Raw genomic sequence first — 23,007 nt, forward strand, 5'->3', positions numbered from 1 at the left:
TACGCTGGACCCGATGACCGAGCTCGGCGAGTACCTGAGGAGCCGGCGTGCCGTGCTGCGCCCCGGTGACGTCGGGCTGACCAGCACGGGCACCCGTCGTGTCCCCGGTCTGCGCCGCGAAGAAGTGGCGCTGCTGGCCGGAGTCAGTGTGGACTACTACGGACGGCTCGAGCAGGGCCGGGAGCGGTCTCCGTCGGTCCAGGTCATCGATGCTCTGGCGGCGGCTCTGCGCCTGGACGACGACGGCCGGGCGCACCTGTTCATGCTGGCCGGGCTGACTCCGCGAACGCAGCGCGGCCCCGTCGCCGAACGTGTCGATCCGGGCCTGCTGAGGTTGATGGAGGCGTGGCCGGACAACCCCGCGCTGGTCTACAACCGGGCCTACGACATCCTGGCCGCCAATCGGTTGGCCGCCGCATTGTTCGGCGAGCTGGGTGCGGTCGGCAACCTCATGCTGTTGGTGTTCAACGACCCGCGGGCGCGGGCCTTCTACGCGGACTGGAACGAGGTCGCCGCGGACGCGGTCGCGGGCTTCCGCATGGCCTACGGCTCGGCACCTGACGACCCGCGCGCGCGGTCTGTCCTCACCGAGCTGCTGGCCGGTGACGATTTCCGCACGCTCTGGGAGCGTCGAGATGCGCGACGGAAGTGTCTGAATCGCAAGAGCTTCCGTCACCCTGAGGTGGGGCTGGTGACGCTCAACATGCAGACGTTCGACGTACGTTCGGCGCCCGGTCAGGAGCTGATCGTCTACGACGCCGATCCGGGCTCGCCCAGTGCCGATGCGCTGACGCTGCTGGGGGCCACCGAGGCGTCGAGGGCGGCGTCGAGGGCGGCGTCTAGGGCTACCCCGAGCGGTGCAGGGTGATCCGGTAGGTGTACTGCTCGGGCAGGAAGTGGCTGACCGACAGTTCGACGGCGTGCCCGTCGGTGTCGCGGTAGAGCCGGTCCACCCGCAGCATCGGATGGCCCGTCGCGCATCGGACCGCCGCGGCGGAGCGGTCGTCCGCGGCGGCAACGGTGATCGACTGTGCCGCTTCGGCGATGGGGCTGCTCAGGTGTGGTTCGAGGAGTCCGATCACGGTGTGCCTGCTCTGTGCCCCGGTGCGCAGGTCGGCCGACGCAGTGACCATCGTCGCCACCTCGGGGGGAAGGTGAACGACGGTGTGGCCGAACGGGACACCGTCGTGGATGCGGCGGAAGACGACGGTGTGGACGATGTCGCCGTCGAGCCGCAGGCGGCTGGCCGCGTCGATGTCGACCCGCCGGCGCAATCCGTCGAGAACTTCCATCGTCGTGTCGTCGGACAGGCTCATCAGGTCGTCGATGGATCCGAGCCGGCGCAGGTAGCGGCTGCCGTCCCCACCGGCATAGGTGCCCCGACCGGGGACCCGGTACACCATCCCCTCGGCGACCAGATCCTGGAATGCGCGTCGCACCGTCTGGCGCGAGAGACCATGGTGCTCAGCCAGTTCCGACTCCGTCGGCAACCGCGCGCCGTCGGCGTACCGGCCACCGCGGATCTCGGCGCGGAGCTGCTCGCGCAGCACCTGGTAGGCAGGTGGGGGTTTCATCTAGATGCTGCCGCGGGCGACTAGTTGTGCGGCGATGACGTTGCGTTGGATTTCGTTGGTGCCTTCGCCGACGATCATGAGGGGGGCGTCGCGGAAGTAGCGTTCGACGTCGTACTCGGTGGAGTAGCCGTAGCCGCCGTGGATGCGGACGGCGTTGAGCGCGATGTCCATGGCGGTTTCGGAGGCGAATAGTTTGGCCATCCCGGCTTCCATGTCGGCGCGCTCGCCTGGGTTGTCAGCAGCGGCGTCGTAGCAGTCGGCGGCGTGGAGGGTGAGGTGGCGGGCGGCGGTGAGTTTGGTGGCCATGTCGGCGAGGTAGTGGCCGATGGCTTGGTGTTTCCAGATGGGCACCCCGAAGCTTTCGCGCTCTTGGGCGTAGGACAGGGCGTCCTCGAGCGCGGCGGTGGCCACGCCGAGGGCGCGGGCGGCGACTTGGATGCGGCCGGTTTCGAGGCCTTTCATCATCTGGGTGAACCCGTGGCCGGGGTGTGCGCCGAGGATGGCGGTGGCCGGGACGCGGCAGGTGTCGAAGGACAGTTCGCAGGATTCGACGCCTTTGTAGCCCAGTTTGGGCAGATCGCGTGACACCGTGAGCCCGGGGGTGGGGTTCTGCACGAGCAGGATGGAGATGCCGGTGTGGCGGGGTGTGGCGTGGGGGTCGGTTTTGCACAGCAGGGCGATCAGTCCGGAGCGTCGGGCGTTGGAGATCCAGGTTTTGGCGCCGGTGATGACGAGGTCGTCGCCGTCGGGGCGGGCGGTGGTGGTCATGTTCTGCAGGTCGGAGCCGCCGCCGGGTTCGGTCAGCGCCATGGTGGCCCGCAACTCCCCGGTGGCCATCGCCGGCAGATAGGTCTGTTTTTGCTCGTCGGTGCCGAAGAGGGCGATCAGTTTGGCGACCACGGTGTGTCCGCCCATCGCCCCGGCCAGACTCATCCAGCCGCGGGCCAGCTCCTGGGTCACCAACACATAGCAGCGTGTCGAGACCGGGGTACCGCCGTATTCCTCGGGCACGGCCAGCCCGTAGATCCCGATCTGCTTCATCGCCTCGATCCACGCCTCGGGATAGGTGTTGGCGTGCTCCATCTCCCGCACCGAGGGCCGCACCTCACGATCGACGAACACCCGCACCGTATCGACCAGCATCGCCTCGTCGTCATCCAGCATATGTACGGCCATAAGGAAGATGTTGACACACCTAGCCGAGAACTGCCAGCATACAGGCTGTGAATTTGTACGGCCAAATATCCGGCGGGCCCTTCTTCGACGATCTGCACGTCGGTCAGGTCTTCGACACCGCCCCGTCGATGACGCTGACGTCCGGTGCGGCGGCAACCCACCAGGCGATCCTCGGCGACCGGATGCGCCTGCCGTTGGACGCAGAGCTCTTCGCTGCCGTGACGGGTGCGGCCGCACCGCTCGCCCATCCCGCGCTGGTCTGCGATGTGGCGATCGGCCAGTCCACGCTGGTCACACAGCGGGTGATGGCCAACCTGTTCTACCGCGGGCTGACCTTCCACCGTTTCCCGGTCATCGGTGACACGCTGTCCACCCGAACGGAAGTCGTTGGCCTGAAGCAGAACTCAGCCAGGCCCGGTCGTGCCGCCACCGGCCTCGCCGCGCTGCGTATGACGACGACGGACGGCGCGGGACGGCTGGTCCTCGACTTCCACCGCTGCGCGATGCTGCCGCTCCGCGGCGAGGACGTCGACACCGGACACCGCGATGACATGGACGCGATCGGCGCAGGGCAGGCTCACCCGGCCGATCCGGTGGCTGACTGGGATGTGGACGCGTTCCGGGCCCGGGTCCCCGGCTCCGGTGTCGAACCGGTGGCCGGAACCGTGCTGCGCAGCACGGCCGACGTGGTGAGCAGTGCGCCCGAGCTGGCCCGATTGACACTCAACATCGCTGCGACGCACCATGATTCGCGGGTATCGGGGAAGCGGTTGGTGTACGGCGGGCACACGATCGGACTGGCGCTGGCGCAGGCCACGCGTCTGCTCCCGAATCTGGTCGCCGTCGAGGGGTGGGAGTCCTGCCAGCACACGGCGCCGGTGAGCGAAGGCGACACTCTCTACAGCGATCTCACGATCGAGACGGCGCAGCCGCGCGCCGACGGCAGGGGCACGGCGGTGCGCTTGCGCTCGATCGTCTACGCCGCCACCGAGGGCGGCACTGGAGACGGGGCTGACCGCGCCGTCCTCGACTGGGTGTTCACCGGCCTGATGCTGTAGATCCGGCGCCCGTGTAGGCGCCCCGCAGCAGCTCGCACTGGCTGGCGAAGAACGACTGCGAGACATCGGCTTTCGGCGCGATTCCGTCGAAGCCGTGGAACGCGCCCGGCACCACCGTCACCTCGCACGGCACCCCGGCGTCTTTCAGCCGCTGCGCGTAGGCCAGATCTTCGTCGTGGAACAGGTCCAGCGTGCCGACGCCGATCCACGCCGGAGGCAGTCCGGCCAGATCGGTGCGCCGGGCGGGAACGGCCACGTCGGGATCGGCGTCGCGCAGATAGGCCTGCCAGCCGAAGCGGTTGCTCGTCTGGTTCCAGAGCCGATGCCCGGGGTTGTCCAGCTCGGCGCGCCCCACCGTGCGGTCGTCGAGCATCGGGTACACGAGAAGCTGTGCCACCACGGGGATCTCGCCGCGATCGCGGGCGAGGAAGGCCAGCGCGGCGGCCAACCCCCCGCCGGCGCTGGCGCCGCCGATCGCGACCCGAGCCGGGTCGACGCTCGGCAGTTCGGTCAACCAGGAGAGCGTGGCATAGCAGTCCTCGAGCGGCACCGGATACGGATGTTCCGGTGCCAGGCGGTAATTCACCGCGGCGACGGTCGCGCCGAGTGTCTGCGCGAAGCGGCGGCACAGGTCGTCGTCCTGGGCGGCGTCGCCGATGACGTACCCGCCGCCGTGGATCCACAGCAGTGCCGGGCCGGGGGAGGAGGCGCCGGCCGGCCGGTGCAGCCGGACCGACACGCCGGAGCCCAGGGTGAGTACCTCGACGTCCGTCGGAGCGGAACGCCACATCAGGCGGGACGCCGCCCGCACGAAGGGCAGCGTCACCGGTGTGATCATCTGCTTGGGCAGCAGACGGGCGCTGCGGCGCAGCTCAGGATGGAAATCGACGACGGACTTGGAGCGGGCCATCCGTTCAGTATGCGCAGTGCTCGCTCGCACCGCCCCTGACCTGCCATTTCGGCGCCGAAAACGGCACAGGTCGACCACAGCCGGAAAACAGTAGACAACCATGGACGGATTGTCCGTTTGTGGGGGCGGGGCGGGGGTACGGTAGCGCCATGACCGAACGGCCGGATATCCGGTATCCCGGGCCCACTTTGACCACGCGTTTGCAGTGGTTGCTGAAGGCGGGCCCCGGTGACTACCTGCTGGCCGCCAGTGTCGCGAGCGCGTCCCTGCCGGTGATCGGCAAGCACCTCGAGCCGCTGGGCGCCCTCACCGCTGCCGGCATCTGGGGTGCCCGCCACGCCCCCGACTTCCTCAATGCCACGGTCAAGAGCCTCCTCACGCCGAACGACGCGGAACTGAAGCAGCGCGAGCGCGACTGCACCAACGAGGTGACCCAGGCGGCGCTGCGCACCGTGGTGTCGGCCAAGGACCTCGACATCGAGTGGCCGGCGGCCGAGCGCACGCCGCCGGTGTGGAAGATGCGGGAGCACCGGCGCAATGTGCACCGGACCTCGGTGCGCTACGGCCCCCGGCCGACCCAGCTCCTCGACGTGTGGCGCCGCGACGACCTGCCGGCGCAGCCCGCCCCGGTGCTCATCTTCGTCCCGGGTGGGGCATGGGTACACGGCAGCCGGATGCTGCAGGGCTACGCGTTGATGTCCCACCTGGCCGAAAAAGGCTGGGTCTGTTTGTCCATCGACTATCGCGTCGCGCCGCACAACCCCTGGCCCGCGCACCTGACCGATGTCAAGACGGCGATCGCGTGGGCCCGGGCCAACGTCGACAAATTCGGTGGGGACCGCGATTTCGTGACCATCGCGGGCACCTCGGCCGGCGGGCACCTCGCGGCGCTGGCGGGGCTGACAGCCAACGACCCCGAGATGCAGTGCGAGCTGCCCGACGGGTCGGACACCTCGGTCGACGCGGTGGTCGGCATCTACGGCCGTTACGACTGGGAGGACAAGTCCACGGTCGAGCGCGTCCGCTTCGTCGACTTCCTCGAGCGGATCGTCGTGCGTCGCTCGATAACCAAGCATCCCGACATCTTCCGCAAGGCGTCACCGATCGCCCGCGTGCACGCCGACGCACCGCCCTTCCTGGTCATGCACGGCACCGGGGACAGCGTCATCCCGGTCGCGCAGGCCCGCAGCTTCGTCGACCGGCTGAAGGAGGTGTCGCGGTCGGTGGTCAGCTACGTGGAGTTGCCCGGTGCCGGGCACGGCTTCGACATGACCGACGGTGCCCGCACCGGTGCGGCTGCAACGGCAATCGGCTTGTTCCTCAACCACATTCATCGAAATCGCAGCCTCATCGGGGCCAAAGAGGTTATATAGACACCTCGAAGGAGAGGTGTCGAGACTGTGAAGAGGCTTCGCGGGTGGGACGCTGTTCTTCTGTACAGCGAGACGCCCAACGTCCACATGCACACGCTGAAGCTGGCGATCATCGATCTCGCCGGTCTTGGCGGGGCTCGTTTCGGTGTGGAGGAACTGCGCACCGTCATTCACGGCCGGCTCTACAAGCTCGATCCTTTTCGCTATGAACTTATCGACATCCCCTTCAAGTTCCACCACCCGATGTGGCGGGAAAACGCCGAGGTCGATCTCGACTACCACGTGCGCTCCTGCCGCGTGGACGCTCCCGGCGGCCGCCGCCAGCTCGACGAGATGGTGGGAAAGCTGGCCAGCACTCCGCTGGATCGCAGCCGACCGCTGTGGGAGATGTATCTGATCGAGGGTCTGGCCGAGGGACGAATCGCGGTGCTGGGAAAGATCCATCACGCGCTGGCCGATGGCGTGGCGTCGGCGAATCTGCTGGCGCGGGGCATGGATCTGCAGGAGGGGCCGCAGGTCGATCGCGATTCGTACGCCACCGATCCGGCACCCACCCGCGGCGAGTTGGTGCGCTCGGCGTTCGCCGATCACCTTCGCCAGATCAGGCGGTTCCCGTCGGTGGTCGGTTACACCGCGCAGGGGGTGCGCCGGGTCCGGCAGAGTCAGCACAAGTTGTCGCCCGAACTGACTCGGCCGTTCACGCCGCCGCCGACGTTCATGAACCACATGCTCGATGCGACGCGTCGGTTCGCGACGGCGACGGTGGCACTTGCAGACGTCAAGGAGACCGCCAAGCACCTCGGGGTCACGATCAACGACATGGTGTTGTCGATGTCAGCGGGTGCTCTGCGAGAGTTGTTGCTGCGCTACGACGGTCATGCCGACCACCCGCTGCTGGCGTCGGTGCCGGTGAGCTTCGACTTCTCCCCGGACCGGATCTCGGGCAACTACTTCACCGGCGTTCTGGTCAGCCTGCCCGTCGAGATCGAGGATCCATTGGAACGGGTGCGCGCCGCCCACGAGTCCGCGGCCGTCGGCAAGGAGAGCAACACGCTGCTGGGGCCCGAGCTGGTGAGCCAGTGGTCGGCGTACTTCCCGCCGGCGCCCGCGGAGGCGATGTTCCGGTGGCTGTCGGCCAAAGACGGCCAGAACAAGGTGATGAACCTGCCGATCTCGAACGTGCCCGGGCCGCGAGAGCGTGCGAAGGTGGGTGGCGCGGAGGTGACGGGGCTCTATTCGGTCGGACCGCTCACCGCGGGCAGCGGGCTGAACATCACGGTGTGGAGCTATGTCGACCAGCTCAACATCTCGGTGCTCGCCGACGGTAAGACGCTCGAGGACCCCCACGAGCTGACCGACGCGATGGTCGAGGCTCTCCTCGAGATCCGCCGTGCCGCAGGGCTTTCCGAACCGCTGACGGAGATCGACACCGCGCTGGCTCCGTAGCTGACCGGGTAGCGCTCAGCCCGCGTTCTTGGTGGCCTGCACCCAGGACAGGAACTCCTCGACCGCCTGGGCGGTGTAGTGGGCGCGCGGCGACCCGTAGTAGAAGTCGAAAGCATGCTGAGCGTGCGGTATCTCGGCATAGACCACCGGCGAGGTGGACACCTCACCCAACGCCGTGGCGAATTCCCGGCCTTCGCCGACGGGGATGATCGAATCGTCTCGCCCGTGCAGCACGAAGAACGGCGGCGCGTCGGCGCGCAGCCGCAGGATCGGTGACGCGTCGCGGTAGACGGCGCGGTTGCTCCGGAACGGCCGCTTGACCACGTACTTCTGCAGGAACGCGATGAATTCCTTTCGGCCACTTCCCTCTGCGGAGACCCAGTCGTACCGGCCGTAGATCGGCACGGCGGCCACCACGGACGTGTCGGCCTCCTCGAAACCCGGCTGTAGTGTCGGATCGTCTGCGGTCAGCGCCGCGAGCGCCGACAGGTGACCGCCGGCGGAACCCCCGGAGATGGCCACGAAGTCGGGATCGCCGCCGTAGTCGGCGATGTTGTCCTTGATCCACGCCAGCGCCCGCTTCACGTCGACGATGTGGTCCGGCCAGGTGTTGCGGGGGCTGACCCGGTAGCCCATCGACACGCACACCCAGCCGTGGTCGGCCAGATGGCTGAGCATCGGATAGGCCTGCGGCCGACGCATCCCGATCGACCATGCGCCTCCCGGAACCTGGAGCAGCACAGGGGCTTTGCCGTCGCGAGGAAGATCCGATCGGCGCCAGATGTCGGCCCGGTTCGCCTCGCCGTGCGGTCCGTAGGACACGGTGGCGGCCTTCTCGACGTAGCGCCGCCGCACGAAGTCGTTGGGTGGCAAACCGATCAGCCGCCGCCGTGCCTTCGCCTTGTCGGCGATGGCCTGGTAGTCGTCACCGAGCGCGTCCCGCAGCGGGGTCTCGAAGTGCGGTTGGGACGCCATGTTGCGGCGCTGGATGAGCCACAGCAGGACCCACGCGACGGCGGTGAGCGCCAACGCGATTCGGCCGCGGGTGCCGCGGAAGTCGCCGCGCAGGCCGCGACGCACCGCGTCCGCCATCGAGCCGAGCATGTAGAGCGCTGACATCTCGGAGGTGGGCCAGCCGAACGCGAAGACCCCGATGGTCAGGTAGCCCTCCCGGGCCAGCGGCCGAACACCGTTGGCCGCGTTGAGGAGTTCGGCGACGGCCCGCAGCAGCGGGCGGGGCTTAGGCATGGTCGATGCGGTCCTGGAGGTCCTTGCGGGAAATTTTGCCGGTGATGCTGCGGGGCAGCTCGTCGAGAATCGTGATCTGGCGTGGCACTTTGTAATTCGCCAGGTTGTCTCGAACGTGCTGCTTCAGTGTGTCGGGAGTAGCCGCGGAGCCCGGCTGCAAAACCACGAAAGCCACCAGACGTTGACCGAATTTCTCGTCGTCGGCGCCGAGCACGGCAGCCTCGGCGACGTCGGGGTGTGCGGTGAGCGTCTTCTCGACCTCGATGGGGTAGACGTTCTCCCCACCGGAGACGATCATCTCGTCGTCGCGTCCCACCACGAACAGCCGGCCGTTCTCGTCGAGGTAGCCGACGTCACCGGAGCTCATGAACCCCTCGTGGAAGTCCTTGGTGGCACCGGAGGTGTACCCGTCGAACTGGGTGGAGTTGCGCACGTAGATCGCGCCCGTCTCGCCGGCGGGCAGCTCGCGGAAGTCGGCATCCAGGATGCGGATCTCGGTACCCTCGGCCGGCCGGCCGGCCGTGTCGGGCGCGGCCCGCAGGTCACGCGGGGTCGCGGTCGCGATCATGCCCGCCTCGGTCGCGTTGTAGTTGTTGTAGATGACATCGCCGAACCGGTCCATGAACGCGATGACGACATCGGGGCGCATCCTCGAACCCGACGCTGCGGCGAACCGCAGTGACTGTCCGCTGTAGCGGTCGAGCACCTCCTCGGGCAGCTCCATGATGCGGTCGAACATGACGGGCACCACGCACAAACCCGTCGCGCGGTGAGTGTCCACCAGCTCGAGCGTCGCCTCCGGGTCGAACTTGCGGCGGGTGATGATCGTGCACGCCATCGACGCGGCGAACACCAGCTGGGAGAAGCCCCAGGCGTGGAACATGGGCGCGACGACGACGACCGGTTGTTCGGCCCGCCACGGAGTGCGATCGAGGATCGACTTGAGAACGCTCGGGTCACCCCCGGAGTGGCTGGCGCCCTTGGGTGTTCCCGTGGTGCCCGACGTGAGCAGGATGGTCCGGCCCTTCGTCGACGCCCTCTCGGGCTCCTGCCCGGCATACGCCTCGATCATCGACTCGACGGTCTGCTCGTGGCCGTCGGTGTCGGTCCACGCGACCATCCGTGGTGTCTCCGGGCTGTCGGCCAGCGCCCGGTCGACGGTCTCGGTGAATTCCTCGTCGTAGACGAGCACGAGCGAGCGGCCCTCGCTCTCGCGGGCCACGACCTCGGCCAGTGCGGGCCCGGCGAACGACGTGTTGAGCAGCAGCACGTCGGCGCCGATGCGGTTGGCCGCGATCATCGTCTCGACGAAGCCGCGATGGTTGCGGGCCATCAGGCCGACGACGTCGGGTGGGCCGCCGGGCAGGGCCTGCAGCGCCGCGGCGAATGCGTCGGCGCGGCGGTCGATCTGGCGCCACGTCAGGACGCCGAGTTCGTCGATCAGCCCGGCGCGGTCGCCGCAGCGCTGGGCTGCGGCGGCGAAGCCGGACGTGACGGCCATGTTCTCCCGCTGCATCGCGGCGACGATCCTCAGGTACTTGTCCGGTCGCATCGGCGCGATCAGTCCTGCGCGCGCCAGTGTCGTCATGAGGCCCACCGGGCCGGTGATGGGATCGAGGAGACCCATCAGCCGATCACCGGCAGCCGTCGCTGGGCGGCCAGCTCGTCGAGCGCGCGCTGCATCACGTGCCGGACGTGCGCGTCGACCTCGTCGATGTCGGGGTTCTCTCCGAACTCGGCGACGATGTCGATCGGCGGCAGCGCCTGCATCGTGATCTTCGCCGGCAGCGGCACGTTGACCGGCAGCACCACCGACAGTCCGAACGGGAAGCCGAACGAGATCGGCAGGATCTTGGTGCGTACGGCGCGGGCGATCGGGCCGAGGGCCTTGGCGATGTCGGTGCCCCGGGTCAGGAACAGCTGGGCCTCCTGGCCGCCGATTCCGACCGTCGGCACGATCGGGACCCCGGCGTTGAGCGCGGCCTTCACGTAGCCGGTGCGCCCCCCGAAGTCGATCTTGTTGGCGGCCAGGGTGGGGCGGTACACGTCGTAGTCACCGCCGGGGAACACGACGACAACGCCGCCGGAGCGCAGCGCCTCGTCGGCGTTGCGGTGGTTGGCGGGGATGAAGCCGGTCTTCTTGAGGAATGCGCCCTGCGGCCCGACCATCAGGATGTCGTGGCTGAGCGTGTAGACGGGGCGGTCGAAGCCGAACTTCTCGTAGAAGCCGCTGGCGAACACCGGTACGTCCATCGGCATGAGCCCGCCGGAGTGGTTGGAGACCACGAGCGCCCCGCCGGCGGGGAAGGTGTCGAGCCCGCGGACTTCGGCGCGGTGATACCCCTTGAGGAAGGGCCGCAGCAGGCTCATCACCCGCTCGGTGAGCACGGGGTCCCACTTCGTGATCTCGGACGGCGTGATCTCGGACGGTGTGGTGTCGGTGGAGTTCACGGTGAGGCCCCCTGGTGGCGACGAACGGCGGACTGGAACGTGTTCTAGTTTTGGCCAGTCTACCCAAGGCGTGGCCGGCGCCGTGCCGACCATCCTGTCACTGCGGAGGAGCCGAGAGGTGGCTCTTCACCGTCCGCGTCAATTCGTCGCCCAGGATCTCGTTCTCACCCGCGAACAGGCCGTCGAGGGCGAGCCGGGCGACGATCGCCGGATCGGTCTTCTGTTCTGCGGGGACGTCGGCGGCCATGTCGGTGTCCATGTAGCCGACGTGCAGTGCCGCGACGTGGATGCCACGCGACGCCAGCTCGGAACGCACCGCATCGGTGAGCGCCCAGCCGGCCGCCTTCGCCGCCGAGTACGCACCTGTTGTGGGCAGATGCGCCCAGGACAGCACGGACAGCACGTTCAAGATCGCGCCGCCGCCCTGTCCGGCGATGTTGCGTTCGATGACGGGTGTGAACGCCCGGATCACGTCGAGGGTGCCGAAGTAATGGGTCTCCATCTCCAGCCGGATGTCGTCGATGGGGCCGTCCAGGAGCCCGGCGCCGGTGTAGGTGCCGGCGTTGTTGATGACGACGGTGACGTCGCCGGCTGTCTCGGCGGCGCGGCGCACGGACTCCGGGTCGGTGATGTCGAGTTGCAATGGGATCGCGCCGGGCAGGTCGATGCTCTGCGGGTTGCGGGCCGCCGCGTACACGGTGGCGCCGCGTTCGAGGAGCTGTTCGGCGAAGCGGCGGCCGAGACCGCGGTTGGCACCGGTGACGAGAGCGGTGATGTGGTCGGTGGTCATGTCGGGCTCCTCGATCGGTGGACTGCTGGGTATAGCTGACTGAACGCAGGATACGTGCGGAAAAGTCCTGGACCGAAACGAACGCGGCGGAGCAGACCGGGCGGTAGGTTCGTGATCACTATGGCGGAACCTGGTCGGGGGTTCCGCCCTAGTGCGTTTTCGGGCAGATCCAGACAGCAGGAATTGTCATGGTGGCCGCAGCGGCCGGCGACGATACTCGGATTCCGTGACACAACCTGCGGGGCGCGATCGGCTGCGTGAACTCCTCGACGCGGTGACCGACGCAGACAACGGCGACGTCGGGTCGATGGCCCGCAGCAGCCACGCGTCGGAATTCCACTTCTCGCGGGAGGTGCGCCGGCTCACCGGTGAATCCCCGGCGGCGCTGCGCCGTCGCGTCATGCTCGAACGGGCCGCCTGGCGGCTGCAGCGCGGCGAACCGGTCTCGAGCGTCGCCGCCGCGGAAGGGTGGTCGTCGGCCGACGTGTTCTCGCGGGCCTTCCGGCGCACCTACGGACGCCCGCCGTCGCAGGCCGCTGACGTGCACTTCCGGTTGCCCGCGCCCAACGGGCTGCATTTCCATCCGCCGCAGTCGCTGTGGATCGACAGTTCGCCCTCGCCGGCCCCACTGCCCGATGTGACAGCGCTGATGATCGACCACGACCTCGACGACACCGCCCACCTGATCGACCGCGCCGCGCGGCTGAGCGCACAGCAGTGGACGGCACCGATCCGTCCGGGCCAGACGGTGCTCGACTGGGACGGTCCCGAACCGAGCGTCGGGGCCGTGCTGGGTGCGATCGTGTGGAGCAAGCAGGTGTGGCTGGCCACCATCGCCGGTGAGGACTTCCCGTCGCGGGCGACGACGCAGTCCGTCGACGCCGCTGGTCTCGCCACGTTCCATGCGGACATCGGAAAGCGTTGGCGCACAACGATCGCCGACTATGCCGCGGCGGGCCGGCTCGGCGACACCGTCATCGACGCGCTGTGTGAGCCGCCCGAGTCGTTCCCGCTGTACGGAATCGTCGCGCATGTGCTGACCTACGCCGCGCACCGCCGCGAACTCGCTCGCGCGATGCTCGCCGATCACGGCGTCGACACCGGCCGCGGCGACCCTCTCGACTGGATGAGGACCTGACATGGCATGCATCTACTACACGGCCTCGAGCCTCGACGGGTTCGTCGCCGACGAGCACGCGAGCCTGCAGTGGCTCGTCACCCGCGACATCGACGCCGACGGACCCTTCGCCATCGACCCGTTCCTGGCGTCGGTCGGCGCGCTGGTGATGGGCGCGGACACCTACGAGTGGATCGTGGCCAACCATCCGGGCGCGTGGATGTATCGCCAGCCGTCCTGGGTGATGACGCACCGGCCGCAGATCGTCGACCCCGCCCACCCCGTGCACACGTTCGCCGGCGAGGTCACCGAGTTGTTCCCGACGCTGCAGGACGCGGCGGGGCAGCGTCACGTCTGGGTGGTCGGCGGCGGCGAGGTGGCCGCGCAGTTCGTCGGCGCCGGCCTGGTCGACGAGATGATCGTGTCCTACGCGCCGTGCACGCTCGGCGCGGGACCGCGGGTCCTGCCGACGCGCTCGGAGTGGACGTTGGTGACCACGGCCCGCAACGCCGACTTCGTCTGCGCGCACTGGCGTAAAGCCTGACGGGAACGCCGTTCCGGCATAGTCTGGCCCACCATGGGCCATTACCGCAGCAACGTCCGCGACATCGAGTTCAATCTGTTCGAGATGCTGGCGTTGGAGAAGGTGCTCGCCACGGGCGACTTCGAGGATCTCGACGGCGACTCGGTGCGGCAGATGCTGCACGAGGCCGCCAAGTTGGCCGAGGGGCCCCTTGCCGAGGCCTTCGCCGAGACCGACCGCACACCTCCCACGTTCGATCCGGCCACCCACGTCGTCAGCATCCCCGAGCCGTTCAAGAAGACGTTCCGGGCTTGGCGCGACGGCGAGTGGTCGCGGGTGGGCATGGTGTCCGACATCGGGGGCGTTCCTGTGCCGTCGATGGTCGAGTGGGCGATCAACGAGTTCGCGCTCGGCGCCCAGCCCGCGGTGTTCCTGTATTCGGCCGGCCCCAAGATGGCCGACATCCTCTACGCGATCGGCAATGAGCGGCAACGGCATTGGGCGTCGCTGATGATCGAGCGGGACTGGGGCGCCACGATGGTGCTCACCGAACCCGACGCCGGCTCCGACGTCGGCGCCGGCCGCACCAAGGCCATTCAACAGCCCGACGGCACCTGGCACATCGACGGCGTCAAGCGATTCATCACCAACGGCGACGGTGACGATCTGTTCGACAACATCGTGCACATGACGCTGGCCCGGCCGGAGGGCGCCGGTCCCGGCACCAAGGGGTTGAGCCTGTTCATCGTGCCGAAGTTCCACTTCGACCCCGAGACCGGTGAGCTCGGCGAGCGCAACGGCGTCTACGTCACCGGGCTCGAGCACAAGATGGGGCTCAAGGCGTCGGCGACGTGCGAGCTGACGTTCGGTCAGCACGGCACCCCTGCGGTGGGCTGGCTGGTCAACGACACCCACAACGGCATCGCACAGATGTTCAAGGTCATCGAGTACGCGCGAATGATGGTGGGTACCAAGGCGATCGCGACGCTGTCGACCGGATACCTGAACGCGCTGGAATATGCGAAGTCCCGGGTGCAGGGCGCCGATCTCACCCAGATGACCGACAAGGCCGCGCCGCGGGTGACGATCATCCATCACCCCGACGTGCGACGGGCGCTTCTCACGCAGAAGGCGTACGCGGAGGGGTTGCGGGCCCTGTACCTCTACACCGCCGCCCACCAGGATCCTGCGGTGGCCGCGGTGGTGTCGGGGGCCGACGCGTCGATGGCCGCCCGGGTGAACGACCTGCTGCTGCCGATCGTCAAGGGCGTGGGTTCGGAGCGGGCGTACCAGTGTCTGACGGAGTCGCTGCAGACCCTCGGCGGATCGGGCTTCCTGCAGGACTATCCGCTCGAGCAGTACATCCGCGACGCCAAGATCGACTCGCTGTACGAGGGCACCACCGCGATCCAGGCGCAGGACTTCTTCTTCCGCAAGATCGCCCGCGATCAAGGGGGCGCGCTGCTGCATGTCGTGACGCAGATCCGGGCGTTCCTCGACAGCGGGTCGGCCCGTCCCGAGCTGGCCGACGGCCGTGCCCTGCTGGCGACAGCGGTGTCCGACGTCCAGGCGATGGTCGCGGCGATGACGAAGTACCTGATCGACTCGCAGCAGAATCCGCGGGAGCTGTATCGGGTGGGGCTGGAGTCGGTGCCGTTCCTGCTCGCGGTCGGAGATCTGCTGCTGGGCTGGCAGCTGCTGCACCAGGCGGAGATCGCGCTGACGGCGTTGGACGGCTCGCCGAGCACACGCGATCGCGACTTCTACACCGGCAAGGTCGCGACGGCGCTGTTCTTCGCCAAGAGCATGCTGCCGGGGTTGACGGCGCGGCGGGCGATCGTCGAAGCGGTCGACCTCACGGCCATGGACGTCCCCGAATCCGCGTTCTAACTCCGCCCAAACCGACGTTTGGGCGGGAAAGTGCGAGAAGGACCCGCCATTTCGTCGAGTTCGACACGGGCCCACGCGTGCCGGCGATGACTTCCCGCCGCGACCCCGGTCTGCATCCGCGTGACCAACGATCAAGACATCCGCACCGTCATCGACCGCTGGGTCGAAGCGATCCTCGCGCGTGACATCGACGGTGTCATCGCCGCGCACACCGACGACATCGTGCTCTACGACGTGCCCCCACCCGACGAAGGTGTGTACGGCATCGACGCATACCGCAAGACCTGGCCGGAGTTCTTCGAGTGGGTCGCCGGCGGCGCAGTGCTGGAACTGGACCGGCTCGACGTGGTGGCCGACGGCGCGGTCGCCTACGCCTACGGGCTGTTCCGTGCCGGCACGCCGGAGGACATCGCGGCCCACCCGGAGCGACGGCTGCGCAGCACATTCGGCATGCGCAAGGTCGACGGTGCGTGGGTGATCGCCCACGAGCACCACTCGATGCCGCACACCTCCTAGCCCAGAGACGCCGAATGCACGGTTCTTGATGGAAAACCCTCGAATTCCGTCAGAAACCGTGCACTCGGCGCCGGAACCTAGGACGGGGTGTAGCCGAACGGCAGCAGAATCGACTTCGGCTCGCAGTACGCCTCGATGCCCTCGACGCCGTTCTCGCGGCCGATGCCCGAGTTCTTGTACCCGCCGAACGGGGCGCCCGGATCGAAGGCGTACATGTTCACCGCGTACGTCCCGGTCCGGATCCGCCGCGCGATGCGCAGCGCCCGATCGAAGTCGGTGGTGTACACCGACCCGGCCAGCCCGTACTCGGAGTCGTTGGCGATGCGCACCGCGTCGTCCTCGTCCTCGTAGGGGATCACCGCCAGCACCGGCCCGAAGATCTCCTCCTGGGCGATCGTCATCGAGTTGTCGACGTCGGCGAACACTGTCGGCTGCACGTACCAGCCGCTGTCCAGACCCTCCGGGCGCTCACCGCCGACGACCACGCGGGCGCCTTCCTCGACACCCTTCTTGATGTAGCCCTCCACGCGTTCGCGCTGCTTCTCGCTGATCAGCGGGCCGATCATCGCGGCCGGATCGGTGGGCAGCCCGGGCAGCATCCCCGACACGCCCGCCGACAGCTTCTCGACCACCTCGTCGTAGCGCGAGCGCGGCGCCAGGATGCGGGTCTGCCCGACGCACGCCTGGCCCGAGTTCATCAGCCCGGAGAACACCAGCATCGGCAGCGTGGAATCCAGGTCGGCGTCCTCGAGGATGATCGCCGCGGACTTGCCGCCCAGCTCCAGCGTGCACGGCTTGAGCTTCTCGGCGGCGATCTTGGCGATCTCCTTGCCCACCGCCGACGACCCGGTGAACGTGAACTTGTCCAGCTCCGGGTTGTTGGTCAGCGCGCGACCGGTGTCCGGGCCGCCGGGCACGATCGACAGCACGCCCTCGGGCAGCCCGGCCTCGGCGAACGCCTCGGCCATCGCGAACACCGACAGCGGGGTCTCGGCGGCGGGCTTGAGCACGATCGTGCAGCCGGCCAGCAGCGCCGGGCCCAGCTTGTTGGCGGCCAGGAAGAACGGCACGTTCCACGCGGTGACGGCGCCGACGACACCGATCGGCTCACGCACGACCAGCGTCTGGCCGTAGATGCCGTCGCGGATGTCCTGCCAGGTGAACTTGTCGGCCGCGCCGGCGAAGTACTGGAACGCCGACATCGCGGCGCCGTACTGCATCATGTCGACGATCGTCGGCGGCTGTCCGGTCTCGGCGGCCAGCAGGAACTTCAGTTCCTCGGCACGCTCCTCGAGGATCTTGACCGCACGGGCCAGGACTTCGCCGCGCTCGGCGGGCGACATCTGCGGCCACGGGCCCTCGTCGAAGGCTTTCCGGGCGGCGGCACAGGCGGCGTCGACGTCGGCGGCAGACGCCAGCGGCACCTTGCCGACCAGCTCGCCGGTCGCGGGGGAGTGCACCTCGATGACGTCCGAGGTGGCCGGCTCGACCCACTTGCCGCCAATGAACAGCTTGTCCCATTCGGTCTTGAACGCCGTGCTCTGTGTCATGGACGTCACATTACCTACGATCCGGCCGAAGTAGAACCTGTTGCAGTTCGTGGATTCAGCGCGGGGACAACACCAGCACCAGGTTGCTCACCGCGAACTCCCGCAGCCCCGCCATCTGGGTCACGCCCCAGGCCCATCGCGGGTGGTAGCGCGGAAAAGCGGCGACCAGTGCACCGGTGCCGCGCGCCCAGCGCAGCCCGTCGCGCGCGTGCACGGCGAACAACGACGAGCCGTAGTCGTTCTTGGGCCGGTGACCGTGCCGGCGGGCGTAGCGGTCCGCGGCTCGCTGACCGCCCAGATAGTGCGTGAGCCCCATTTCGTGGCCGCCCAACGGTCCGAACCAGACCGTGTACGACAGCACCGCCAGCCCGCCGGGCCGCGTGACCCGCAGCATCTCGTCGCCGAGGCGCCACGGCTGCGCGACGTGCTCGGCGACGTTGGAGGACAGGCACACGTCGACGCTGTCGTCTCGCAACGGAAGCGCGGTGCCCGACGCCCGGACGAATGACCCGGCCCGGCGGTGGCTGCGCGGCGCCGCCGCGTGCATCTCCCGCGGGTCGGGTTCCACCCCGATGTAGCGCATCCCGGCGTCGGTGAACGCCGAGGCGAAGTAACCGGGGCCGCCGCCGACGTCGAGGACGGTCAGGCCAGCGGGATCGTTGCCGGTGGAGCCGGTCCACAGGTCGGAGACGAGGGCGACGGTGTCGTCGGCGAGGGCGCCGTAGAAGCGGTCGGGGTCGCTGCGTTCGAAGCGGAACGCCGACAGCAGCCGCAGCGAGCGCGCCAGCGTCGCCCGCCGGGCGAACAGTTCCGTAGCGGCCACCCGGCCACCCTAGGCACACCGCTAGTCTGAACACCGATGTCCGCCCCCGTGAATTCCGTGTTGCTGCTGTGCTGGCGCGACACCGGGCACCCTCAGGGCGGCGGCAGCGAGACCTATCTGCAGCGCATCGGCACCCATTTGGCGCAGACGGGGGTGCGGGTGACGTTGCGTACCGCCCGCTATGACGGGTCGGCGCCCCGCGAGGTCGTCGACGGGGTGGAGATCCAGCGCCGGGGCGGACCGTATTCGGTGTACGTGAGGGCGGGGTTGGCGATGGTCGCCGCCCGCGTCGGGCTCGGCCCGTTGCGGCATGCGCGGCCCGACGTCGTCGTCGACACGCAGAACGGGCTGCCGTTCCTGGCGCGCCTGGCCTACGGGCGCCGCGCCGTGGTGCTGGTGCATCACTGTCACCGCGAGCAGTGGCCGGTGGCGGGGCCGGTGAAGAGTCGTATCGGCTGGTTCGTCGAATCGCGCTTGTCGCCGCGTCTGCACCGCCGCAACCAGTACGTGACGGTGTCGCTCCCGTCGGCGCGCGATCTGACCGATCTCGGTGTGCGCGCCGATCACGTCGCGGTGGTCCGCAACGGTGTCGACGCGCCGCCGCGCGCCAGCCTGAGCGCGCCACGCTCGGCCACGCCCCGTGTCGTCGTGCTGTCCCGGCTGGTGCCGCACAAGCAGATCGAGGATGCGCTCGACGCCATCGCACGCCTGCGCCCCCTGATTCCGAACCTGCACCTCGACGTCGTCGGGGGCGGATGGTGGTCCGAGCCGCTGCTGGACCACGCTGCCGCCCTTGGTGTCTCCGAGGCCGTGACGTTCCACGGTCACGTCGACGACGCGACGAAACATGATCTGCTGCAACAGAGTTGGGTCAACCTGCTGCCGTCCCGCAAAGAGGGATGGGGGCTGGCCGTGATCGAGGCCGCTCAGCACGGGGTGCCGACGATCGGATACCGATCCTCGGGTGGGTTGTCCGATTCCATCGTCGACGGGGTGACCGGGATGCTGGTCGACGATGTCGACGACCTGGTCGACGGTCTGCAACGGTTGCTGACCGACCACGTGCTGCGGGAGCAACTCGGCACCAAGGCCCAGGTGCGCAGCGCCGAATTCTCGTGGCAGCAGAGCGCCGAGGCGATGCAGGCCGTGCTCGCTTCCGTACAGGCGGGCCGACGGGTCAGCGGCCTGGTATAACTGCGACGATGAGCAGTCGTGCCGAGCTCGAAAAGCTGTACAGCTCGTACCTGGACGCGTGCAACGCGCATGACCTCGACCGGATGTCCACGTTCTACGGGCCGGCGATCCGGGTCAACGACGCACCGATGGACCGCGACGCGGTGGCGGCCCAGTTCGCCCCGATCTTCGCGGCCTTCCCGGATTGGCATTGGGAGGTCAGGAATCTCGCGATCGACGGGGATCTGGTCTCGCTGCATTTCACCGTGACCGGTACTCATCGCGGGCCGTATCTGGGCGTACCGGCGACGAATCGGCGGGTCGCGATCACCCAGTTCACGCTCTACCGCGTGGAGGACGGCCTGTTCGCCGACGTGTGGGATCTGGCCGATATGGCTGCCATTCCGGGGCAGCTCAGCTAGCGGTCTCCGCTACACGAGTTCGCTTGCGGCGCAGCGTTATCAAAGCCGCACCCAGACACAGCTGCAGAAGCCACACACCGTGCGCAGCCAGTGCAACACCGCGGTGCGGCGACGGCTGACCGGCTCCGCCGACACGGTAGACCGTCAGGTCGTGGGACCGAAATGCCACGGGCAAGCCGAGATTCGCGGTCGGACCCTCCACCACCACCCAACCCACGCCGGCATCGGCCAGCTGCGCCTGGTCCGCCCCAGCGAGCAGCATGTCCTGCACCTCGCGCGCCTGGGCGCCCTCGCCCGGCACGGTGCGCCCGCCGATGGACAGATCACCGGTGGTCAGCACCTCGGCACGCAGCCAGCGCGGCAGCGGATCGAGCACCGGTGCCGTTCCGGCCCACGGGAACTGCCGCATGCTGTCGACCGGGAGCACGGCCACCGGGGCAGGCTCGGCGTTGATGATCGCGGCGGCCTCCCGCCACGCAGTCGGGTACTGCACAGGGTGCACCCGCCCCCCGACACCCCATGCCAGGTCCGGCAGCGTCGCGATGACGGCCGCGCAGCACACCGCCGCGGTCGCGATCGCGGGCATCCGCGGGCGCAGCGTGATCGTGGCCGCCGCGCCGGCCAGCGCGTAGGCAGGCATCGCGAGGGCCACCCACTTCTGGCCGTCCCTGATCACCCCCAGCCCGGGCGCCGCGTCGAGAAGCGAACCGACTGCGGCGAGACCCGGTCCGGTCGCCATCACAGCGGGAACGACGACCGCGACCAAGGCGAGGACCAGCAGCGGCACCGCGGCGCGGCACCGCACGAGCACCGGCAGCCCTGCCGCCACCACCGCCAGCAGCACTACCGTCGCGACCACGGCGAACCCGGTGGTGCGCGTCGGGGGAACGGCGTCGGCGTTCCAGATACCAGCCAGCCCCGCGAGGCTGCCGAGCGTGCCCAGTCCGGGTTCGGCGCGCGCGGCGAACGCCGCGACCGCGGGACCCTGGTCGACATCGGGAGCCCACCCGACCGCCGAGGCGACCAGCCACGGCAGCGCCGCCGTCGTCGACCCGGCCAGGGTCAGCAGCATGCACAACCGCCGGGAACGCCCCGTGCCCGGCGCCATCGCGCATGCCAGCGCGACCGTCGCGGCCATCATCAGCCCGGTCGGCGTCAGCCCGGCCAGCGCAAGCCAGAACAGCAGCGCGCCCACGCCGGCAGATCCGCCGGCCCGCAGCGACAGCACGGCCGCCGCCACCCACGGCAGCGCGCCGTAGCCGACCAGCAGGCTCCAGTGGCCCTGCAGGAGTCGTTCGGCGACGTAGGGATTCCACACCGCGACGGTGGCCGCCACGAACTGGCTGGCCATCCCGGCGCCGGGCAGCACCGTCGACACCAGGTGTGCGGCACCCCAGCCCGCCAACCACAGACCGAGGATCAGCAGCCCCTTGACCAGCACACCGCCATCGACCACAGCGGATGCCAGCGCGACCGCCACGTCCTGCGGAAGTGCCCGGGGCGCGGCCTGAGTCAGGCCCAGCGCCGCGTCGGTGAGGTGGGACCGCGGCGTCGACACCGCGTCGCGCAGCAGCAGATAACCAGGTCCGAGCAGCGGTGCGGTCACCGCCAGCGCGAGCACCAGCGCGTAGGCCGGGGCCGCCAGCGGACGGGCGCGGAGGATCAGACCGGTCGGTCCGGGGGTAGGTCGGTGGGCCGCTGCGCGGGCAGCTTCTCGGTCTTGGCCTCTGCGCCCGGCACCGGCTCACCCTCGTCACCGCGACCACCGTAGAAGCGGCTGCTGGTGTCGTCGAGACCCGGATCGATGAGTGTCGACTCCGCGCGCAGGCTGAACGAGCCGAGCAGCGCGCCACCGAGCAGAGCGACGATGCCGAGCGCTGTGAACGTGATCGGCAGGATGCGGCCCCACAGCGAGACTCGGTCACGCTCGTCGAACGCGGCGTTGACCTGGCTTTCCACGGATTCGTCGTTGGTGGTCACCGTGTAGTCGGCGAAGGTCACCTCGGGCTTGAGCGCCTCGCGCGCGTAGTAGTGGTAGCCCCGATCCGTTTCCTTGACGATCGTGCCGGACACCGGGTCGACCCAGAAGGTGCGCTGGGCGGCGTAGTACCTGGTCATCGTGATCGGCTCTTCGGGGTCGCCCTCGAGCCCCCACAGGGCGGCGCGGGCGGTGACCTGGCTGTCGGCGTCGTCGTCGTACAACGAGGCGTACTTGACGGGTTCGACGAGCTTGCCTTCGTTGTCGAAGCCGACGTTCTGCGTGAACTTGTAGGCGGTCAGCCCGTTGACGTCCTCTTCACCTGCGTAGTTGGCGTCGTAGGTCTTCTGCGCGATCGGGTCGAAGTAGGGGTAGGTCTTCTTCTCGGTGTCGAACGGGAAGCGGTACGACAGACCCTCGTGCGGCAGCGCGATGTTGGTGGGCGGGTTCTGGTCCTCGATGGACCGCGGCTTCTGCACGGCGCCGCCGGGGTTGGACTCGCTGGAGATCGCCTCGGCGGTGGCGCGGTCGAGCGTCACGGTGTCCACCATGGCCAGCAGCAGACCGCGATCGCCCTGCTGGTCGGAGCGTCGCAACGAGTCGCCGACCTGCAGCGTCACCACATCGGCGTTGGCCGGGGCTTCGACGCTGATCTGCTGCTGCAGCACCACCGGGGTGTCTTTGTTGATGACGAACTTCTGGGTGCTCAGCGACGCGGGGTCGAAGACGTCACCCGTGCCCTCGCTCACCAGTGTGGTGTCGATGTCCAGGGGGATCTTGGAGATCTTGCCTTTGGTGTAGGTCGTGAGGAGCAGCGCCGCGATGAGCAGCGCTGCACCGAGGCCCATGAGTCCGCACGCGGCAAACCTCAGCGCAACTGCGCGGTTCAATACCGTGTCTCCCTTCGCGCGCGGCAAAACCCGTTCGACCCTAACAGCACAAAGTAAGGCCGCAGCGGTCGCGAGGGTCTGGGGCCCGACTCGAATCGG

The 23,007-nt window shown here is 68.8% G+C and carries 21 protein-coding genes; 10 read left to right on the forward strand and 11 right to left on the reverse strand.

Annotated features, from left to right (window positions below; all coding sequences use genetic code 11):
* Positions 1 to 13: 13 nt before the first annotated feature.
* Entirely contained in the window at positions 14 to 868 is an 855-nt protein-coding gene (locus ACZY1G_RS01550) for a helix-turn-helix domain-containing protein (RefSeq protein WP_463821414.1), read from the forward strand.
* On the opposite strand, the gene ACZY1G_RS01555 is transcribed toward ACZY1G_RS01550, so the two are convergent.
* Positions 846 to 1,574 (reverse strand): GntR family transcriptional regulator, encoded by a 729-nt coding sequence (locus tag ACZY1G_RS01555; protein ID WP_463821415.1) that lies wholly within the window; start codon positions 1,572 to 1,574, stop codon positions 846 to 848. The genes ACZY1G_RS01550 and ACZY1G_RS01555 overlap by 23 nt on opposite strands.
* Complete coding sequence (locus ACZY1G_RS01560) at positions 1,575 to 2,750, reverse strand: acyl-CoA dehydrogenase family protein (protein ID WP_463813275.1); 1,176 nt, start codon at positions 2,748 to 2,750, stop codon at positions 1,575 to 1,577.
* A 47-nt stretch (positions 2,751 to 2,797) separates the two neighbouring features.
* Between ACZY1G_RS01560 and ACZY1G_RS01565 the strand changes: the two genes are divergently transcribed.
* Positions 2,798 to 3,808 (forward strand): MaoC family dehydratase, encoded by a 1,011-nt coding sequence (locus tag ACZY1G_RS01565; protein ID WP_463821416.1) that lies wholly within the window; start codon positions 2,798 to 2,800, stop codon positions 3,806 to 3,808.
* Here the strand turns inward: ACZY1G_RS01565 and ACZY1G_RS01570 are convergent.
* Positions 3,789 to 4,718 (reverse strand): alpha/beta hydrolase, encoded by a 930-nt coding sequence (locus ACZY1G_RS01570; RefSeq protein WP_463813278.1) that lies wholly within the window; start codon positions 4,716 to 4,718, stop codon positions 3,789 to 3,791. The two genes, ACZY1G_RS01565 and ACZY1G_RS01570, sit on opposite strands and share 20 nt — an antisense overlap.
* A gap of 149 nt (positions 4,719 to 4,867) precedes the next feature.
* On the opposite strand from ACZY1G_RS01570, the gene ACZY1G_RS01575 reads away from it, so the two are divergent.
* Complete coding sequence (locus ACZY1G_RS01575; protein WP_463813279.1) at positions 4,868 to 6,091, forward strand: alpha/beta fold hydrolase; 1,224 nt, start codon at positions 4,868 to 4,870, stop codon at positions 6,089 to 6,091.
* A 27-nt stretch (positions 6,092 to 6,118) separates the two neighbouring features.
* The gene (locus ACZY1G_RS01580; RefSeq protein WP_463821417.1) at positions 6,119 to 7,537 is read left to right on the forward strand and encodes a WS/DGAT/MGAT family O-acyltransferase; all 1,419 of its coding nucleotides are present in this window, start codon (positions 6,119 to 6,121) and stop codon (positions 7,535 to 7,537) included.
* Between the two features lie 15 nt (positions 7,538 to 7,552).
* On the opposite strand, the gene ACZY1G_RS01585 is transcribed toward ACZY1G_RS01580, so the two are convergent.
* The 4 genes from ACZY1G_RS01585 to ACZY1G_RS01600 form a co-directional block, all read right to left on the reverse strand.
* Positions 7,553 to 8,785 (reverse strand): alpha/beta hydrolase, encoded by a 1,233-nt coding sequence (locus ACZY1G_RS01585; protein WP_463821418.1) that lies wholly within the window; start codon positions 8,783 to 8,785, stop codon positions 7,553 to 7,555.
* On the reverse strand, positions 8,778 to 10,412 hold the full coding sequence (fadD12, locus tag ACZY1G_RS01590) for an acyl-CoA ligase FadD12 (protein ID WP_463821419.1): 1,635 nt from the start codon (positions 10,410 to 10,412) through the stop codon (positions 8,778 to 8,780). The genes ACZY1G_RS01585 and fadD12 overlap by 8 nt, the downstream gene beginning before the upstream one ends.
* Positions 10,412 to 11,155 carry a 1-acyl-sn-glycerol-3-phosphate acyltransferase gene (locus ACZY1G_RS01595; protein ID WP_463814803.1) on the reverse strand — a complete coding sequence of 248 codons (744 nt, stop codon included), beginning with the start codon at positions 11,153 to 11,155 and terminating at the stop codon, positions 10,412 to 10,414. Before ACZY1G_RS01595 ends, fadD12 begins: the two co-directional genes overlap by 1 nt.
* Positions 11,156 to 11,333: 178 nt before the next feature.
* The gene (locus ACZY1G_RS01600) at positions 11,334 to 12,026 is read right to left on the reverse strand and encodes an SDR family oxidoreductase (RefSeq protein ID WP_463821420.1); all 693 of its coding nucleotides are present in this window, start codon (positions 12,024 to 12,026) and stop codon (positions 11,334 to 11,336) included.
* Between the two features lie 226 nt (positions 12,027 to 12,252).
* Here ACZY1G_RS01600 and ACZY1G_RS01605 point away from each other — a divergent pair, with 226 nt between their 5' ends.
* From ACZY1G_RS01605 to ACZY1G_RS01620, 4 genes are all read left to right on the forward strand, one after another.
* Positions 12,253 to 13,164 (forward strand): helix-turn-helix domain-containing protein, encoded by a 912-nt coding sequence (locus ACZY1G_RS01605; RefSeq protein ID WP_463813284.1) that lies wholly within the window; start codon positions 12,253 to 12,255, stop codon positions 13,162 to 13,164.
* A 1-nt stretch (position 13,165) separates the two neighbouring features.
* Entirely contained in the window at positions 13,166 to 13,687 is a 522-nt protein-coding gene (locus ACZY1G_RS01610) for a dihydrofolate reductase family protein (RefSeq protein ID WP_463821421.1), read from the forward strand.
* Positions 13,688 to 13,720: 33 nt separating this feature from the next.
* Positions 13,721 to 15,556 (forward strand): acyl-CoA dehydrogenase, encoded by a 1,836-nt coding sequence (locus tag ACZY1G_RS01615; protein ID WP_463821422.1) that lies wholly within the window; start codon positions 13,721 to 13,723, stop codon positions 15,554 to 15,556.
* 120 nt (positions 15,557 to 15,676) lie between these two features.
* Positions 15,677 to 16,072, forward strand: coding sequence for a YybH family protein (locus ACZY1G_RS01620; protein WP_463821423.1), 396 nt, complete (start codon positions 15,677 to 15,679; stop codon positions 16,070 to 16,072).
* 77 nt (positions 16,073 to 16,149) lie between these two features.
* On the opposite strand, the gene ACZY1G_RS01625 is transcribed toward ACZY1G_RS01620, so the two are convergent.
* Together ACZY1G_RS01625 and ACZY1G_RS01630 are read right to left on the reverse strand one after the other, a co-directional pair.
* Positions 16,150 to 17,622 carry an aldehyde dehydrogenase gene (locus ACZY1G_RS01625; RefSeq protein WP_463821424.1) on the reverse strand — a complete coding sequence of 491 codons (1,473 nt, stop codon included), beginning with the start codon at positions 17,620 to 17,622 and terminating at the stop codon, positions 16,150 to 16,152.
* A gap of 55 nt (positions 17,623 to 17,677) precedes the next feature.
* On the reverse strand, positions 17,678 to 18,445 hold the full coding sequence (locus tag ACZY1G_RS01630; RefSeq protein WP_463821425.1) for a class I SAM-dependent methyltransferase: 768 nt from the start codon (positions 18,443 to 18,445) through the stop codon (positions 17,678 to 17,680).
* Positions 18,446 to 18,481: 36 nt separating this feature from the next.
* Between ACZY1G_RS01630 and ACZY1G_RS01635 the strand changes: the two genes are divergently transcribed.
* Entirely contained in the window at positions 18,482 to 19,639 is a 1,158-nt protein-coding gene (locus ACZY1G_RS01635) for a glycosyltransferase family 4 protein (protein ID WP_463813291.1), read from the forward strand.
* Between the two features lie 8 nt (positions 19,640 to 19,647).
* Complete coding sequence (locus ACZY1G_RS01640; RefSeq protein WP_463813292.1) at positions 19,648 to 20,040, forward strand: ester cyclase; 393 nt, start codon at positions 19,648 to 19,650, stop codon at positions 20,038 to 20,040.
* Here ACZY1G_RS01640 and ACZY1G_RS01645 read toward each other — a convergent pair.
* Together ACZY1G_RS01645 and pgfA are read right to left on the reverse strand one after the other, a co-directional pair.
* Positions 20,033 to 21,703, reverse strand: coding sequence for an MmpA family trehalose lipid delivery protein (locus ACZY1G_RS01645; protein WP_463821773.1), 1,671 nt, complete (start codon positions 21,701 to 21,703; stop codon positions 20,033 to 20,035). The two genes, ACZY1G_RS01640 and ACZY1G_RS01645, sit on opposite strands and share 8 nt — an antisense overlap.
* Positions 21,703 to 22,908, reverse strand: coding sequence for a cell envelope lipid trafficking protein PgfA (gene pgfA, locus ACZY1G_RS01650; protein WP_463813293.1), 1,206 nt, complete (start codon positions 22,906 to 22,908; stop codon positions 21,703 to 21,705). Before pgfA ends, ACZY1G_RS01645 begins: the two co-directional genes overlap by 1 nt.
* Between the last annotated feature and the right edge of the window lie 99 nt (positions 22,909 to 23,007).

It is taken from the genome of Mycobacterium sp. IDUB_5 (genome assembly GCF_055419565.1).

Bases quoted from the DNA above. Each gene is read 5' to 3' on its own strand.
- ACZY1G_RS01595 (WP_463814803.1), bottom strand. From the start codon at position 11,155: ATGAGCCTGCTGCGGCCCTTCCTCAAGGGGTATCACCGCGCCGAAGTC.
- ACZY1G_RS01575 (WP_463813279.1), top strand. From the start codon at position 4,868: ATGACCGAACGGCCGGATATCCGGTATCCCGGGCCCACTTTGACCACG.
- ACZY1G_RS01600 (WP_463821420.1), bottom strand. From the start codon at position 12,026: ATGACCACCGACCACATCACCGCTCTCGTCACCGGTGCCAACCGCGGT.
- ACZY1G_RS01560 (WP_463813275.1), bottom strand. From the start codon at position 2,750: ATGGCCGTACATATGCTGGATGACGACGAGGCGATGCTGGTCGATACG.
- ACZY1G_RS01625 (WP_463821424.1), bottom strand. From the start codon at position 17,622: ATGACACAGAGCACGGCGTTCAAGACCGAATGGGACAAGCTGTTCATT.
- ACZY1G_RS01550 (WP_463821414.1), top strand. From the start codon at position 14: ATGACCGAGCTCGGCGAGTACCTGAGGAGCCGGCGTGCCGTGCTGCGC.
- ACZY1G_RS01635 (WP_463813291.1), top strand. From the start codon at position 18,482: ATGTCCGCCCCCGTGAATTCCGTGTTGCTGCTGTGCTGGCGCGACACC.
- ACZY1G_RS01610 (WP_463821421.1), top strand. From the start codon at position 13,166: ATGGCATGCATCTACTACACGGCCTCGAGCCTCGACGGGTTCGTCGCC.
- ACZY1G_RS01555 (WP_463821415.1), bottom strand. From the start codon at position 1,574: ATGAAACCCCCACCTGCCTACCAGGTGCTGCGCGAGCAGCTCCGCGCC.
- fadD12 (WP_463821419.1), bottom strand. From the start codon at position 10,412: ATGGGTCTCCTCGATCCCATCACCGGCCCGGTGGGCCTCATGACGACA.
- ACZY1G_RS01640 (WP_463813292.1), top strand. From the start codon at position 19,648: ATGAGCAGTCGTGCCGAGCTCGAAAAGCTGTACAGCTCGTACCTGGAC.
- ACZY1G_RS01585 (WP_463821418.1), bottom strand. From the start codon at position 8,785: ATGCCTAAGCCCCGCCCGCTGCTGCGGGCCGTCGCCGAACTCCTCAAC.
- ACZY1G_RS01570 (WP_463813278.1), bottom strand. From the start codon at position 4,718: ATGGCCCGCTCCAAGTCCGTCGTCGATTTCCATCCTGAGCTGCGCCGC.
- ACZY1G_RS01615 (WP_463821422.1), top strand. From the start codon at position 13,721: ATGGGCCATTACCGCAGCAACGTCCGCGACATCGAGTTCAATCTGTTC.